Below are 14,516 nucleotides of genomic sequence, written 5' to 3' on the forward strand. Positions count from 1 at the left end.
TTGTTATATAGATAAATTTTTTATGTGAGGTGAAGATCATGGAGTTTGATACGATTGCAGCGATATCAACGCCAATGGGAGAGGGTGCCATTGCAATTGTACGGCTGAGCGGTGATGATGCGATTCAAATAGCAGATAAGCTTTTTAGAGGTGTTGGCGGGAAAAGACTTGTAGAGATGCCATCCCATACCATTCACTATGGGCACCTGATTGACCCTAAAGACGGCCAAGTTGTAGAAGAGGTAATGGTTTCAGTGATGAAGGGACCGAAAACTTTTACGAAAGAGGATGTTGTTGAAATTAACTGTCATGGCGGAATTGTATCCGTCAATCGAGTACTGCAGCATGTGTTGAATCATGGGGCTAGATTAGCCGAACCAGGAGAATTTACAAAGAGAGCCTTTTTAAATGGACGGATTGATTTATCACAGGCAGAAGCCGTAATGGATTTAATTAGGGCAAAAACAGACCGGGCCATGAATGTAGCTCTTGGTCAAATGGAAGGGCGCCTTTCAAATCTTATTCGGAGACTCCGACAGGAAATTTTAGAAATTCTTGCTCATGTTGAAGTGAATATTGATTATCCCGAATATGACGATGTAGAGGAAATGACCCATCATATGCTGTTAGAAAAAGCGGCCTTTGTACGGGAGGAAATTAAAAAGATTCTACAAACATCGCAGCAAGGGAAAATTTTACGAGAAGGTTTATCTACCGTTATCGTAGGACGGCCTAATGTTGGGAAGTCCTCCCTACTGAATAGCCTAGTACATGAAAATAAAGCCATTGTTACAGATATTCCCGGTACCACTCGTGATGTGATTGAGGAATATGTGAATGTTCGAGGTGTACCGTTAAGACTACTTGATACAGCAGGAATTAGGGAAACAGAGGACATTGTCGAACGAATTGGTGTGGAGCGCTCCCGTCAGGTTTTAAAAGAAGCTGATTTGATTTTGCTTGTCTTGAATTACTCTGACAAACTGAGCGTAGAGGATGAAAACCTTTTTGAGGTTGTTAAGGGAATGGATGTCATTGTCATTATTAATAAAACAGACCTCCCACAAGAAATTGATATGGATAGAGTAACTCAGCTTGCGGAAGGTCATAAAATGGTGACGACCTCCTTACTGGAAGACCATGGTGTCGATGAATTGGAGGAAGCAATAGCTTCATTGTTCTTTGCTGGTTCCATTGAATCAGGTGACATGACGTATGTTTCAAACACCCGACATATAGCGCTATTAAACCAAAGTCTACATGCGATTGAAGAAGCAATTGAAGGAGTAGAAACAGGTACTCCAATTGATATCGTTCAAATAGATTTAACAAGGTCATGGGAATTACTTGGAGAAATTACTGGTGAAAGTGTCCATGAAAGCCTCATTGACCAATTATTTTCACAGTTCTGCCTTGGGAAGTAAGATTGTCGAAAGAAAGCAGGTTTCCGTTTTGACGGAAAAGGAGGAACAACATGCAATACGAAGCAGGAAAGTATGACGTCATAGTCGTAGGTGCTGGACATGCTGGCTGTGAGGCTGGACTTGCCTCTGCCAGACTTGGTGCAAAAACATTAATGATCACTATTAATTTAGATATGGTTGCCTTTATGCCATGTAATCCTTCTGTTGGAGGGCCGGCAAAGGGGATTGTTGTGCGGGAAATCGATGCACTAGGTGGAGAAATGGCCAAGAATATTGATAAAACCTACATCCAAATGCGGATGTTAAACACGGGAAAAGGGCCAGCAGTCCGTGCACTCAGAGCACAAGCGGATAAATTTGATTACCAGCATGAAATGAAGAAAACACTTGAAGAAGAACCGAACTTAACGTTACTACAAGGTATGGTTGAAAAGTTAATTGTGGAAGATGGAATGGTTAAAGGGGTCATCACAAAAACAGGGGCCACTTATTCTGCAAAAACAGTTGTTATCACAACTGGAACCTATCTTCGCGGGGAAATTATCCTTGGTGAATTAAAGTATTCGAGCGGTCCGAATAATCAACAACCATCCATTAAGCTATCAGAGCATTTAGAAGAACTTGGTTTTGAACTTGTCCGTTTTAAGACAGGTACACCACCTCGAGTAGATGGTAATACGATTGATTATAGTAAAACGGAAATACAGCCGGGAGATGAAGAGCCAAGGGCATTTTCGTACGAGACGACAAAATTTATTACCGATCAGCTGCCATGTTGGTTGACCTATACAAACGATCGAACACATCAATTAATTGATGATAATTTACACCGTTCCCCAATGTTCTCTGGAATGATTAAGGGGACAGGTCCAAGATACTGTCCTTCGATTGAAGATAAGGTTGTCCGATTTAATGACAAGCCTCGTCATCAGATTTTCCTTGAGCCAGAAGGAAGAAATACGAAGGAAGTATATGTTCAAGGTTTATCGACCTCCTTGCCTGAAGATGTACAGCATCGAATTCTTAAAACAATTCCAGGATTAGAAGAGTCTCAAATGATGAGAGCGGGTTATGCCATTGAGTATGATGCCATTGTTCCTACACAACTATGGCCGACATTAGAAACTAAAGTTGTTAAAAATTTATATACGGCTGGACAAATCAATGGAACATCGGGTTATGAGGAAGCGGCTGGCCAAGGGTTAATGGCCGGTATTAATGCGGGTCTTAAGGCATTAGAGCGAGAAGAATTAGTTTTAAGTCGATCAGATGCGTATATTGGTGTGTTAATTGACGATTTGATCACAAAAGGGACAAACGAGCCCTATCGTTTGTTGACTTCTAGAGCAGAATATCGCTTATTATTACGTCATGATAATGCAGATTTAAGATTGACTGAAATTGGTCATAGAATCGGTCTTATTCGTGATGAGCGATATGATGCATTTTTAACAAAAAGGGCAGCAATCGAAGCGGAAAAGGAACGATTACAGTCCATCATTCTTAAACCATCTGCAGAAGTCCAGGCAGTTATTCGAAGCGTAGGTGGCAGTGAACTTAAGGACGGAATTCATGCAGCGGATCTGCTAAAAAGACCAGAAATGACGTATGAATTAGTCGAACAGCTGACGAAGAGTGAGATTGAATTAGACAATGAAGTCAAAGAGCAAGTAGAGATTCAAATTAAGTATGAAGGCTATATTGAAAAATCACTTCAGCAGGTCGAACGCTTAAAGAAAATGGAAAATAAGAAAATCCCTGAAAATATTGATTATGATGCGATTAACAGTTTAGCAACAGAAGCCAAACAAAAACTTAAGCAAATCAAACCGTTATCAATTGCTCAAGCATCCCGTATTTCTGGCGTTAATCCAGCTGATATTTCAATTCTCCTCGTTTATTTGGAGCAAGGCCGTATTGCGAAAGTTCATGAATAATTTTAAACAGTTCCCAGCATATGATGCTGGGGCTGAACAGTTAGTGAGGAAGATGGTCTATGGATATCGAACAATTTAAGGCAAGCCTGGAGGAAAAGGGAATTACCCTTACAGATAAGCAGCTTGACCAGTTTCAGACCTATTTTGAAACCCTTGTCGAGTGGAATGAAAAAATGAATTTAACAGCAATAACGGAAAAGCATGAAGTGTATCTAAAACATTTTTATGATTCCATTGCTGCATCCTTTTATTTTGATTTTACCAAGCCCTTTCATCTATGTGATGTTGGAGCAGGTGCAGGATTTCCAAGTATCCCGTTAAAAATTGTATATCCTCATATTGAGGTAACCATTGTTGATTCCTTGAATAAACGAATTTCATTTTTAAATCATCTTGCTACCGTTCTAAAATTAGATAACGTTCATTTTGTTCATGATCGTGCGGAAACCTTCGGGGTAAATCCAAGTTATCGGGAAGCCTTTGATGTGGTTACAGCTAGAGCGGTTGCCAGAATGTCCGTTTTAAGTGAACTTTGCCTGCCGCTGGTAAAAGTTGGAGGAACATTTATTGCTATGAAGGCAGCCCATGCCCAGGATGAATTAGGAACAGGCCAAAAGGCCATCACTACTCTTGGTGGAAAGGTGGAAAAGGTGTTCACCTTTACGCTTCCACTCGAAGAGAGTGAACGAAATATTTTAATCATTAAAAAGGAAAAACAAACGCCAAAGAAATATCCTCGGAAGCCAGGAACACCAGGGAAATCGCCGATAGAATAGGTTGATTAGAGTGGAAGGCGCGAGGTAAAGTTATTTTGTTAAGCTAACAATTTTCCTATAAAAATGGTATCCTAGGCAGGAAGAAATTATTTGTATAGAGAATAAGTAATAGGGAGTTTCGTAAAGGTGGTGTTGGGGATGAAGCATTCGTTTACACGCTTTTTTGGCCTCGGCGATAAGGGAGAACAAGAGGTTGAGCTTGAGCAGGAAATAGATATCGAACGAAACGAGGAAATAAGGAAAATACCGATTAATCAGATCGTAGCAAATCGGTTCCAGCCTCGAACGGTGTTCGATGAAGACAAAATTGAAGAGCTATCAAGAACCATTCATATACATGGTATCATTCAACCTATTGTCGTCAGGGAGTTTGATATCGATAGATTTGAAATTATTGCCGGGGAGCGCCGTTGGCGTGCGATGAAAAAGCTTGGCTGGGCTGAAGCCCCTGCAATTGTAAAAAATCTATCGGATACTGAAACGGCTTCTGTTGCACTGATAGAGAATTTACAGCGTGAAGAATTATCGCCTATTGAAGAAGCGATTGCATATGGAAAGCTGCTTGAGCTCCATAATTTGACACAAGAGGCATTAGCACAGCGACTGGGTAAAGGACAATCAACAGTCGCTAATAAGCTGCGTCTTCTTAAATTACCACAACCTGTTCAAGAGGCGTTATTAAATAAAATAATTACCGAACGGCATGCTCGTGCACTTATTCCATTAAAAGATCCAGAAAAACAAGTTATGCTATTGGCAGAAGTGATTGAAAAGAATTTTAATGTGAAGCAAACAGAAGAACGCGTTGTCAGGATGCTGGAACAAAAAAATGAAAAGCCGAAGCCGAAGCGAAAGGCTTTTAGTAAAGATATGAGAATAGCGGTCAATACGATTCGCCAATCGTTATCAATGGTAACAGATAGTGGAATCAACTTAGATGCCGAAGAAGAAGAATTCGACGAATTCTACCAATTCACCATCCGCATTCCAAAGAAAAAATAATAGAATACGTTTATTAAGGAACCAGACATGAACGTTGTTTGGTTCTTTTTTATGAATAACTTAATTGAACAAATGGAAAAAATACCCTAATTATACATTGGAATATTTTTAGAAAATAAATAACAACGAAATCATTTCATGATAAAATAAAGGAATGGAATTTTACATTCCTAAACATATGTTAGATAATTAATAATAATTAACTTTTGATAGAATGTGAGTTTAAAATTTTTTAAGAATTAAGGTAGGTGACAACGTGGGCAAAATCCTTGCAATCGCAAATCAAAAAGGCGGAGTCGGTAAAACGACAACAAGCGTCAACCTAGGAGCCTGCTTAGCATACATAGGGAACCGTGTCTTATTGGTAGACATAGACCCGCAAGGCAACGCAACAAGTGGGGTTGGAATTGAAAAGGCAGAAGTAGAACAGTGTATTTATGATGTGTTAGTAGATGATGTAGAAGCAAAGGATGTTATAAAGCCAACATCCGTTGATAATTTATATGCTATACCAGCAACAATTCAATTAGCAGGGGCCGAAATTGAATTGGTTCCTACTATTTCAAGAGAAGTGCGTTTAAAACGTGCACTTGGAGAGGTAAAAGATCAGTTCGATTATATTATTATTGATTGTCCTCCATCCTTAGGATTATTAACTCTTAATGCATTAACAGCATCTGATGCGGTGATCATCCCTGTTCAATGTGAGTATTATGCGTTAGAAGGACTGAGTCAATTATTAAATACTGTTAGACTGGTGCAAAAGCATTTAAATCAGGATTTAAAAATTGAAGGTGTCTTACTAACAATGCTTGATGCAAGAACGAATCTCGGGATTCAAGTCATTGAAGAAGTTAAAAAATATTTCCAAGATAAAGTCTATAAAACCATTATTCCAAGAAATGTGCGTCTAAGTGAGGCTCCAAGTCACGGGGAACCAATCATTACTTATGATTCAAAATCCCGTGGAGCGGAAGTGTATTTAGATTTAGCAAAGGAAGTGGTATCGAATGGCTAAAGGTTTAGGAAAAGGCCTGAATGCATTTTTTGCGAATGTTGAACCTGGAAAGGAAGAAGCAGTCCAAGAAATTAAGCTGAAAGAACTGCGTCCCAACCCTTACCAACCCCGAAAAACCTTCCACCAAGAAGCCATCGATGAATTAAGAGATTCGATCATCGAGCATGGAATCTTACAGCCTCTAGTCGTTAGAAAGAGTATTAGAGGCTATGAAATTGTTGTAGGGGAACGACGTTTTCGTGCTGCAAGGGAAGCAAAACTGGAAACTGTTCCAGCTGTTGTTCGTGAATTATCTGAGCAACAAATGATGGAATTAGCGGTGTTGGAAAATTTACAGAGGGAAGATTTAAACCCAATTGAAGAAGGCCAAGCCTACCAAACGTTAATGGAAAAGCTAAAGCTGACGCAAGAAGAGGTAGCTAAGCGTTTAGGAAAAAGCCGACCACATATCGCGAACCATATACGCCTCCTTTCTCTTCCGCAAAAGATTCAGGAATTAATTTCAGCTGAGAAAATCACAATGGGACATGGACGTGCCTTGTTGGGGCTTAGGCAAAAGGCAAAATTACCCGCTGTCGTTGAAAAGGTCATCCAGGAAGGATTAAATGTCCGTCAGTTAGAAAAATTAATTCAACAACTAAATGATAATGTTTCACGTGAAACAAAAAAGCCAGAAAAGAAAAAAGATGTCTTTTTACAGGAACGCGAGCATGTTCTTCGTGAACGCTTTGGAACCACTGTGAACATTAAACAGAACAAGAATAAAGGAAAAATTGAAATTGAATTTTTCTCACAAGAGGACCTCGAGCGAATCCTAGAAATGCTAGATCGAGAAGAGTCCTTGTAAACCATCTCTTGGATGGTTTATTTTTTTGAGAAAATTCTTTTCAATCTAGCAGAAAAGTGATAGTTTAATACTAATATTATTTCGAGAGGCGAAAAAAGGGGTAAACATCATGTTTTTATTAGGCACGTTGGTGAATGGACTGTTAATTATTATCGGAACACTTCTTGGAAAAGCATTAAACCGAATCCCTGAAGGAATGAAAGTAACGGTCATGTATGCAATCGGAATGTCCGTGATGGTGCTTGGCCTTCAGATGGGCTTAAAGAGTGAAAACTTCTTAATCGTTATTATCAGCTTAGTCGTTGGAGCTGTAACTGGAGAACTTTTAAAATTAGAAGATAAATTAAATGATCTGGGACAATGGCTTGAATCAAAGGTTGGATCAAACGGAAAAGGAAGCATTTCCGAAGGATTTGTTACTGCCACTCTCATCTTTGTCATTGGAGCAATGGCGATCCTTGGCGCACTTGATAGCGGAATTCGGGGTGATCATGATGTATTGTATATGAAATCATTGATTGACGGATTTACCGCACTAATCCTAACGACTACTCTAGGAATTGGCGTGATCTTCTCTGCTGTTCCAGTCATGCTGTATGAAGGGTTGATTGCCTTATTTGCAACTCAAATTGATCGTTTCGTTCCACAGGCACTAATGGATCAATTTATTGTTGAAATGACGGCTACAGGCGGAATCATGATCTTTGCCATCGGCTTGAATCTAACAGGCATGACAAAGATTAAAGTGGCTAATTTGTTGCCCGGGATTTTCATAGTTGGGATCATTGTGACGATTATGTATAATTATCATCAATTTTTCCAGTAAATGGAATTATAAAAGAGCAATCGGTACGTGCCGGTTGCTCTTTTAATTAGTCCTCTCCTCTTCTACCCAATTTAATTCCGTCCAGTTTTTCTTTGGGTAAAGCAGGCTTGCCTGGTAAATGCCATTTGCAATCGTTTTAGCCATCTTCATGACTAAATTTAATCGTGTATTCTGTAGTACAAAAAACTCCATAAATCCGCTGACATTCACAATACCCGTGATATGTATATCCCCCACAGCCGGAAGGTCCTTATTCACACCTGCACCGGGCTTGACTGGTCCTGTACCAACTTGGATCACACCGACATTCTTAATTCGGCCTAAACATGCATCTATACCAATAATATAAGGATCAACATATTTTGCTTGAATTTCTTTCAACTTTTCAGCTAAATTCACCGCATGAATCGGGTCATCTAATGTGCCATACACATGAAAAGCTTTGAGATTCTTCTCTTCCAGTAGTGTTCCGACAAGTGGTCCTAATGAATCGCCTGTAGAGCGGTCTGTTCCAATACAAATAAAAACAATTGGGCGTTGGGTTACACTAGGAATATGATCAATTAACTCTTCCGCTAAATGTTCAGCAGCGTGAAGGTCATCGTGACTAATGCGTGCTTTGGCCCTCCTGTCAAAAAGGTTTGTTTTCAGATTCACTCGGCCCACTCCCTAAATTTTGAATAGTTTTACTATTATACGGAAAATTTAGGGATTCTATACATAACAAGGAAGAAAAAGAAAAATCACAATGCTATTATCTAACTAGAAAAATTGTTAAAATAGATGAGGTATTATGGTTGTAAGGATGGTGTGTGAATGAGTATTACTGAAAAAGGAATCCAAAAAGTAGTTGATAAATTTCAGAACGAAGACACATGGTTAAACATGGGTGAAGGCTTTCTAAAAATTATTGCCATTATTGTTATCTCCAACATCTTAATTCGGATTGGGAAAGTAGCCATACACAATGTATTTAAAATTAGAAATCTCTCCCCGTTGACTACCTCGGTACGACGAGAAGAGACTCTTTCCAAGCTTCTCGATAACATCCTTTCCTACGTTATTTATTTTATTGCTGCCATGATGATTCTTTCAGTACTTGGAATTGATGTGAAAGCACTGATTGCAGGAGCAGGAGTTGTCGGCTTAGCCGTTGGTTTTGGTGCTCAGAACTTGGTGAAAGATGTGATTTCTGGCTTCTTCATTATTTTTGAAGATCAGTTTTCAGTTGGTGACCATGTCCGTCTTGGACAATTCGAAGGTAATGTCCAAACAATTGGTTTACGAACAACTAAATTAAAAAGCTGGACAGGTGAGGTCCATATTTTACCTAATGGTAGTATAATGGAGGTAACAAATTTTTCCCTTAATAACAGCCTTGCAATTATAGATGTCGGGATTGCTTATGAAGAGGATATAGATAAAGCTGAGAGGGTTATTCGAGAATTACTTGAAACAATGCCAGAGAAATATGAGGAGTTAGTGAAAACACCAGATTATTTAGGGATTCAAAACTTTGGACCTTCAGAGGTAATCGTCAGGATTGTAGCTGAAACATTGCCAATGCAGCATACAGCAGTTTCAAGGAAAATTCGTAAAGATATTAAACTACACCTAGATGAGCACGGAATTGAAATACCATATCCGCGTATGGTCATGTACTCAAAGGATTCTGGAGTGACGAAAGAACCTGGGGTGTAAAGGAGGGGAAGTTCGATGGAAGAAAAAGAATTTGCCTTAAATGATGTCGTTGAAATGAAAAAGCAACATCCTTGTGGAACAAACCGCTGGAAAATCATCCGTCTCGGAATGGACATCAGGATTAAATGTGAAGGCTGCGGGCATAGCGTGTTGATCCCAAGAAAAGAGTTTGGAAGGAAAATGAAAAAGATTTTAGTGAAGCATGAGGGGTAAACCCGTGCTTCTTTTTTTAGATATAGAACAGAAAGTTGGGGGTGGAGATGTTGAAGGAGATTCGAAAGGCAGCCTGTCCTTTAAATTGTTGGGATAGCTGTGGCTTTAACGTATCAGTAGAAAACGATAAGGTAGTGAAAGTGGAAGGCGATCCATCCCATCCAATTACAAAGGGAAAAATTTGTGGACGAGGCAGGATGCTCGAAACAAGAACGAACTCACCCCAAAGGCTATTGCACCCCTTAAAGAAGATCAATGGACAATTTGAGCAGATCTCCTGGGAGCAGGCCCTTGACGAAGTTTCTGCAAAATTAAAGGGAATCAAAGAGAAGTACGGCTCAACAGCTGTTTTGCATAGTCATGATTACGCGAATAATGGGATATTAAAAAACCTGGATCAACGCTTTTTTAATTGTTTTGGCGGGGTAACCGAACTATACGGCTCTCTTTGTTGGGGGGCAGGTATTGAAGCGCAAAAATGGGATTTTGGAAGTGCGTATAGCCACGAACCTGAGGACATTACTAACAGCAAACATATCATTATTTGGGGAAGAAATGTCGCTAGAACAAACATGCACTTTTATGAAAAGCTTTTAGAAGTGAAGAAAAAAGGGGCTAAAATTTACGTTATTGATCCCCTCTATAATGCAACGGCAAAAATAGCCGATCAGTATATTTCAGTAAAACCAGGGATGGACGGATTATTAGCAGCTGCAATTATTAAAGAAATGCTCCGCTTAGGATTGGAAGACCGACAGTTTATCGAACAATATACACATGGGTTTTCAGACTTAGCCGCACTCCTAGAAGAAGTCACAATGGAACAATTGAGTGAAATGACGGAAGTATCCTTTGAGGTAATCACGCAATTAGCTCAAATTTACGCTGATAAGCCAACTGCTACTTATATGGGTTTAGGTTTGCAAAGATATACAAACGGCGGAAATACCATTCGGTTCATCGATGCCCTTGTGGCAATTAGTGGGAATATAGGAGTTGCTGGCGGCGGTGCCAATTATGCAAATCTGCAGGTAGGTCAAAGCTTTGTGTTCGATGAGTTAACCCTTCCTACTCGCAAACAAAATCATCGGCAATTTTCAATCATGAAGCAAGCGGAAGAGGTACTTGCGGCAGTTGACCCGGAAATTAAAATGATTATCGTAACATGCGGGAACCCTATTAACCAGGTTCCAGACACTAATGTGGTGGAGAAAGCATTTTCTTCAGTTGACACACTTGTGGTGATTGAACAGTTTATGACGGACACTGCAAGACTAGCGGATTATGTTTTTCCAACCACCACTGCTTTTGAGGAAGAGGATATTTATTATTCCTCCATGTATCATCATTATGTTAATTATGGTCCTAAGCTGGTCTCTTCTCCTGGTGAGGCAAAGTCTGACTTATGGATTTGGACAGAATTAGCGAGACGCTTAGGATTCGGAGAAGACTTTGATTTTTCAAGAGAAGAATGGCTGAAGATGACCTTCCAATCCTTAGAGCAAAAAGGTGTTACGCTTGAGCAATTAAAGGAACAGCAAACATTGGAATTACCTGTTGATAAAATTCCTTGGCAGGACTATCGTTTTCAAACGCCAACAGGAAAGTTTGAATTTACCTCGTTGCTAGGTGGTTCTTTAAATCTAGCTGTTCCAGAGGAATCGAAATGGAAAAATCCAAAGCTTGCCGAACACTATCCGTACCATTTGTTAACGATTCATCCTTTACGCTCGAATCATTCGCAAAACTACCACCTCCTCCCTTCTAAGCCAAAGGTAAAAGTAGAGATTGCATCCAATATCGCAGAACAGAAAAAACTGCAAAACGGCGATTTAGTCAGGGTATGGAATAAGCGAGGAGAAGTAAGAGGTTTTATTTCAGTCTTAGCAGCGGCACATCCAAATACAATTAATATTGATGAGGGAATTTGGAAAGAATTCGGCGGATCGGTAAATAAACTAACCTCTAACAGGAAATCGGATAATGGTCTAGGAAGCACATTATATGATTGCCTGGTAAATATTGAAAAAGTGAACTAACTGCTGCCTTTGGGTAGCAGTTTTTTCATCCTTGTCTTTTTCCTTACAAATGCCTATAATTGTGAAAGGCTTGACTATTTATTGATTAATGGACTCAATTTTAGTTTAAATAGATCGATTTTAATATGAGGAGTGAAGGACATGGCTTTAACAGCTGGTATCGTAGGTTTACCGAACGTTGGTAAGTCTACTTTATTTAATGCAATCACACAAGCAGGAGCGGAATCAGCGAACTATCCTTTCTGTACGATTGATCCAAACGTAGGAATTGTAGAAGTACCTGACCACCGTTTACAAAAATTAACTGAGCTTGTTCAACCTAAGAAAACTGTTCCAACAGCATTTGAATTTACCGATATTGCAGGAATTGTTAAGGGAGCAAGCAAAGGTGAAGGGCTAGGAAACAAATTCCTTTCTCATATCCGCCAAGTAGATGCGATTTGCCAAGTAGTTCGCTGCTTTGCTGATGAAAATATCACACACGTTTCTGGAAAAGTGGACCCGATTGATGATATCGAAGTCATTAACCTCGAGTTAATTCTTGCAGACATGGAATCCGTGGAAAAGCGTATTAGCCGCGTTGAAAAAATTGGCTAAGCAAAAAGATAAGGATGCAGCCGCAGAATTCGAAGTTCTTGCGATGCTTCGTGATGCGTTTGAAGCAGAGAAACCAGCTCGTACGGTTGACTTCACAGAGGAACAAATGAAATTAGTTAAAGGTCTACACCTTTTAACAATTAAACCTGTTCTATATGTAGCTAATGTGAGCGAAGATGATATTGCTGATCCTTCTGATAATGAATATGTACAAAAAGTTCGTGAATATGCGGCAGCTGATAATGCTGAAGTAATCGTGGTTTGTGCGAAAATCGAAGAAGAAATTGCAGAGCTCGAGGGTGAAGAAAAGGCTATGTTCCTTTCTGAGCTTGGCATCGAAGAATCTGGTCTAGATCAATTAATCCGTGCTGCATATAGCTTACTTGGCTTAGCTACCTATTTCACAGCTGGAGTTCAGGAAGTTCGTGCATGGACATTCAGAAAAGGAATGAAAGCTCCTCAGTGTGCAGGCGTCATTCACTCTGATTTCGAACGCGGATTTATTCGTGCGGAAACAGTATCCTACGATGATCTTCTAGCAGCAGGAAGCCATAACGCTGCCAAAGAAGCCGGAAAAGTCCGCCTTGAAGGAAAAGAATACGAAGTAAAAGACGGCGACGTCATCCACTTCCGTTTCAACGTTTAGATACTAGCATATGTTGATTGGAGCGGAAATCAACAGAATAGGTTACATGTTTAAATCAATGAAAATAGGTAAAAATGGGAACAGGGAAAGAACATTGCTTTTCCTGTTTTTCTATGCTATAATCTTAACTTGTGAGTAATGAATAATTGCTCCTTGCCCATTCGGGCCGTTTAGACCAAAAGGAGGTGACTGTGATGAATAAGTACGAAATCATGTACATCATCCGCCCAAACATTGAAGAGGAAGCGAAAAAAGCTCTAGTTGAGCGTTTTAACACAATTCTTCTTGACAATGGTGCGGAAACTGCTGAAACAAAAGATTGGGGTAAGCGCCGTCTTGCATACGAAATCAACGATTTCCGTGACGGATACTACCAAATCGCTAAAACTACATCTTCAGCTGATGCAGTACAAGAATTTTCTCGTCTTGCAAAAATCAGTGAAGATATCATTCGCCATATCGTAATTAAAGAAGAAGCTTAATATTAATATAAAATTTTTTCAGGTGCAAAATGTTTCATGTGAAACAATCCCTGGAAGAAAAGGAGTTGATTCTGATGATGAATCGTGTCGTGCTTGTTGGCCGTTTAACAAAAGATCCTGATTTGCGCTATACGCCAAATGGGGTTCCTGTTGCTACCTTTACTCTAGCAGTTAATCGACCATTTTCTAGTCAAGCAGGTGAGCGTGAAGCAGACTTTATTAATTGTGTTGTTTGGCGTAAACCGGCTGAAAATGTAGCGAACTTCTTGAAAAAGGGCAGTCTTGCAGGTGTTGATGGTCGTATTCAAACCCGCAACTATGAAGGACAAGATGGTAAACGTGTTTACGTTACAGAGGTTCAAGCAGAGAGCGTTCAGTTCTTAGAACCTAAAAGCTCGTCTGGTGGCGGCGGTGGAAGAGGCGACAATGATCATTTCGGTGCACCACCAAGGGAACCGCAAGGAAACCAATACGGAGGCGGCAATCAGAATCAACGCCAGTACCAAAATAATCAAAATCAAAACCAAAATAAAGGTTTTACTCGTATGGATGAAGATCCATTTGCAGGAAATGGACAAATTGACATTTCCGATGATGATCTTCCATTCTAAACAACCTTTATCGAACGTGAATAAATAAAAAATTATAAAGGAGGGAATTTTCATGGCAGGAGGACGTAAAGGCGGTCGCGCAAAGCGTCGTAAGGTTTGCTATTTCACAGCAAATGGCATTTCTCGCATCGATTACAAAGATGTAGATTTACTTAAAAAATTCATCTCTGAGCGTGGAAAAATTTTACCACGTCGTGTAACTGGTACTAGCGCTAAATACCAACGTAAACTAACAGTTGCAATCAAACGTGCACGTCAAATGGCATTATTACCATTCGTGGCTGGAGAATAATAAGCTTTCTAAGGCAGTAAGGGTCGCCCTTACTGCCTTTTTCCTTTTTATAAAGTTGAATCATCACTCTTAGGTAGTCTAAAATAAGAGGTAGCTTTCATAATT

General features: G+C 39.7%; 14 protein-coding genes and 1 pseudogene. 14 read left to right on the forward strand and 1 reads right to left on the reverse strand.

The genetic code is table 11. From position 1 onward, the window contains the following. The first annotated feature begins 38 nt into the window (after nt 1-38). The 7 genes from mnmE (at nt 39) to QFZ87_RS02415 (ending at nt 7,830) form a co-directional block, all read left to right on the forward strand. Complete coding sequence (gene mnmE / locus QFZ87_RS02385) at nt 39-1,424, forward strand: tRNA uridine-5-carboxymethylaminomethyl(34) synthesis GTPase MnmE (RefSeq protein ID WP_309857204.1); 1,386 nt, start codon at nt 39-41, stop codon at nt 1,422-1,424. Nucleotides 1,425-1,474: 50 nt separating this feature from the next. Next, nucleotides 1,475-3,361, forward strand: coding sequence for a tRNA uridine-5-carboxymethylaminomethyl(34) synthesis enzyme MnmG (gene mnmG / locus QFZ87_RS02390; RefSeq protein WP_309857207.1), 1,887 nt, complete (start codon nt 1,475-1,477; stop codon nt 3,359-3,361). 59 nt (nt 3,362-3,420) lie between these two features. Further along, complete coding sequence (gene rsmG, locus QFZ87_RS02395) at nt 3,421-4,137, forward strand: 16S rRNA (guanine(527)-N(7))-methyltransferase RsmG (protein ID WP_309857210.1); 717 nt, start codon at nt 3,421-3,423, stop codon at nt 4,135-4,137. Nucleotides 4,138-4,275: 138 nt separating this feature from the next. Then, on the forward strand, nt 4,276-5,139 hold the full coding sequence (gene noc, locus QFZ87_RS02400) for a nucleoid occlusion protein (RefSeq protein ID WP_309857213.1): 864 nt from the start codon (nt 4,276-4,278) through the stop codon (nt 5,137-5,139). Nucleotides 5,140-5,395: 256 nt separating this feature from the next. Next, nucleotides 5,396-6,157, forward strand: coding sequence for a ParA family protein (locus QFZ87_RS02405; RefSeq protein WP_309857217.1), 762 nt, complete (start codon nt 5,396-5,398; stop codon nt 6,155-6,157). Next, complete coding sequence (locus QFZ87_RS02410) at nt 6,150-7,004, forward strand: ParB/RepB/Spo0J family partition protein (RefSeq protein ID WP_309857219.1); 855 nt, start codon at nt 6,150-6,152, stop codon at nt 7,002-7,004. The genes QFZ87_RS02405 and QFZ87_RS02410 overlap by 8 nt, the downstream gene beginning before the upstream one ends. A gap of 109 nt (nt 7,005-7,113) precedes the next feature. After that, a complete protein-coding gene (locus QFZ87_RS02415; protein ID WP_309857221.1) occupies nt 7,114-7,830 on the forward strand; it encodes a DUF554 domain-containing protein in 717 nt (238 codons plus the stop codon). A 42-nt stretch (nt 7,831-7,872) separates the two neighbouring features. Here the strand turns inward: QFZ87_RS02415 and yyaC are convergent, their stop codons facing one another. Beyond that, nucleotides 7,873-8,487 carry a spore protease YyaC gene (yyaC, locus tag QFZ87_RS02420; protein WP_309857224.1) on the reverse strand — a complete coding sequence of 205 codons (615 nt, stop codon included), beginning with the start codon at nt 8,485-8,487 and terminating at the stop codon, nt 7,873-7,875. Nucleotides 8,488-8,646: 159 nt separating this feature from the next. Between yyaC and QFZ87_RS02425 the strand changes: the two genes are divergently transcribed. The 7 genes and pseudogenes from QFZ87_RS02425 (at nt 8,647) to rpsR (ending at nt 14,411) form a co-directional block, all read left to right on the forward strand. Further along, nucleotides 8,647-9,531 (forward strand): mechanosensitive ion channel family protein, encoded by an 885-nt coding sequence (locus QFZ87_RS02425; RefSeq protein WP_309857230.1) that lies wholly within the window; start codon nt 8,647-8,649, stop codon nt 9,529-9,531. 15 nt (nt 9,532-9,546) lie between these two features. Beyond that, entirely contained in the window at nt 9,547-9,744 is a 198-nt protein-coding gene (locus QFZ87_RS02430; protein WP_309857234.1) for a DUF951 domain-containing protein, read from the forward strand. Nucleotides 9,745-9,791: 47 nt separating this feature from the next. Beyond that, nucleotides 9,792-11,783: a molybdopterin-dependent oxidoreductase gene (locus tag QFZ87_RS02435; protein ID WP_309857237.1), complete on the forward strand. Its 1,992-nt coding sequence runs from the start codon at nt 9,792-9,794 to the stop codon at nt 11,781-11,783. A gap of 141 nt (nt 11,784-11,924) precedes the next feature. Next, nucleotides 11,925-13,026, forward strand: a pseudogene (gene ychF / locus QFZ87_RS02440) (redox-regulated ATPase YchF). 194 nt (nt 13,027-13,220) lie between these two features. Beyond that, nucleotides 13,221-13,508, forward strand: coding sequence for a 30S ribosomal protein S6 (gene rpsF / locus QFZ87_RS02445; RefSeq protein WP_307283115.1), 288 nt, complete (start codon nt 13,221-13,223; stop codon nt 13,506-13,508). A 74-nt stretch (nt 13,509-13,582) separates the two neighbouring features. Next, nucleotides 13,583-14,119: a single-stranded DNA-binding protein gene (gene ssb / locus QFZ87_RS02450; RefSeq protein WP_309857243.1), complete on the forward strand. Its 537-nt coding sequence runs from the start codon at nt 13,583-13,585 to the stop codon at nt 14,117-14,119. Nucleotides 14,120-14,171: 52 nt separating this feature from the next. After that, on the forward strand, nt 14,172-14,411 hold the full coding sequence (gene rpsR / locus QFZ87_RS02455; protein WP_024030263.1) for a 30S ribosomal protein S18: 240 nt from the start codon (nt 14,172-14,174) through the stop codon (nt 14,409-14,411). Nucleotides 14,412-14,516 lie beyond the last annotated feature (105 nt).

Origin of the sequence: Bacillus sp. SLBN-46 (assembly GCF_031453555.1) — a bacterium.
Taxonomy (GTDB): Bacteria; Bacillota; Bacilli; order Bacillales; family Cytobacillaceae; genus Neobacillus.

Coding starts and splice junctions, on each gene's coding strand:
- mnmE (WP_309857204.1), top strand. CDS start 39: ATGGAGTTTGATACGATTGCAGCGATATCAACGCCAATGGGAGAGGGT.
- mnmG (WP_309857207.1), top strand. CDS start 1,475: ATGCAATACGAAGCAGGAAAGTATGACGTCATAGTCGTAGGTGCTGGA.
- rsmG (WP_309857210.1), top strand. CDS start 3,421: ATGGATATCGAACAATTTAAGGCAAGCCTGGAGGAAAAGGGAATTACC.
- noc (WP_309857213.1), top strand. CDS start 4,276: ATGAAGCATTCGTTTACACGCTTTTTTGGCCTCGGCGATAAGGGAGAA.
- QFZ87_RS02410 (WP_309857219.1), top strand. CDS start 6,150: ATGGCTAAAGGTTTAGGAAAAGGCCTGAATGCATTTTTTGCGAATGTT.
- QFZ87_RS02415 (WP_309857221.1), top strand. CDS start 7,114: ATGTTTTTATTAGGCACGTTGGTGAATGGACTGTTAATTATTATCGGA.
- QFZ87_RS02425 (WP_309857230.1), top strand. CDS start 8,647: ATGAGTATTACTGAAAAAGGAATCCAAAAAGTAGTTGATAAATTTCAG.
- QFZ87_RS02430 (WP_309857234.1), top strand. CDS start 9,547: ATGGAAGAAAAAGAATTTGCCTTAAATGATGTCGTTGAAATGAAAAAG.
- QFZ87_RS02435 (WP_309857237.1), top strand. CDS start 9,792: ATGTTGAAGGAGATTCGAAAGGCAGCCTGTCCTTTAAATTGTTGGGAT.
- rpsF (WP_307283115.1), top strand. CDS start 13,221: ATGAATAAGTACGAAATCATGTACATCATCCGCCCAAACATTGAAGAG.
- ssb (WP_309857243.1), top strand. CDS start 13,583: ATGATGAATCGTGTCGTGCTTGTTGGCCGTTTAACAAAAGATCCTGAT.
- rpsR (WP_024030263.1), top strand. CDS start 14,172: ATGGCAGGAGGACGTAAAGGCGGTCGCGCAAAGCGTCGTAAGGTTTGC.